The sequence below is a fragment of the Corynebacterium sp. HMSC056F09 genome (genome assembly GCF_001815785.1).
Taxonomy (GTDB): domain Bacteria; phylum Actinomycetota; class Actinomycetes; order Mycobacteriales; family Mycobacteriaceae; genus Corynebacterium; species Corynebacterium hiratae.
Genome location: NZ_KV821965.1, coordinates 1 through 634, shown reverse-complemented (window position 1 = coordinate 634; position 634 = coordinate 1). Strand labels below are relative to the sequence as shown.

Sequence of the window (634 nt, the reverse complement as noted above, 5' to 3'; positions counted from 1 at the left end):
TCTGGTGCGCGCTCGGTTGATTAATCCTGGTTCGAAGTTTGATTCGATTGAAACCCTGGCTGAAGTTGGGGTGACAAGCGCAAGCTACGCCACGATTAAACGTCGACTACCTGGCTTTGCTACAGATGCCTTCGGCGAAGGATTAACCCAAGTGCTGGCGCATCATGCAGGTATCGGTCCAGGCACATTCATCTTGTACGACGTGACCACCTTGTACTTTGAAACCGATACTCCTGATGAGCTTCGCAAACCCGGATTTTCCAAAGAGCGCCGTATAGAGCCACAAATACTTGTCGGGCTGCTTACTGATGCCACCGGGTTTCCACTGCATGTTGGAGCGTTTGCCGGAAACTCGGCAGAAACCCACACGATGCTGCCAATGATCACACGGTTCCAAGAGGCCTACCAACTCGACGAGGTCACCGTCGTTGCTGATGCAGGCATGTTCTCCGCGGCGAACAAACAAGCACTCATTGATGCAGGCTTGCACTACATCTTGTCGGTGAAGACCCCCACCGTGCCTGAGGTGATTGAAACCTGGCGGCGGGAAAACCCCGGTGACGACTACACCCACGGCCAGATCTGGACGCAAGCCTCGGCAAGTGATGGGCGCAAACACACAACCCCGAATTCG

The 634-nt window shown here is 54.4% G+C and carries 1 protein-coding gene; it reads left to right on the top strand.

The window, feature by feature from the left end:
• Window positions 1-634: IS1634 family transposase (locus HMPREF3056_RS10535; RefSeq protein WP_141759870.1), on the top strand; the 634-nt coding region annotated here is incomplete at both ends.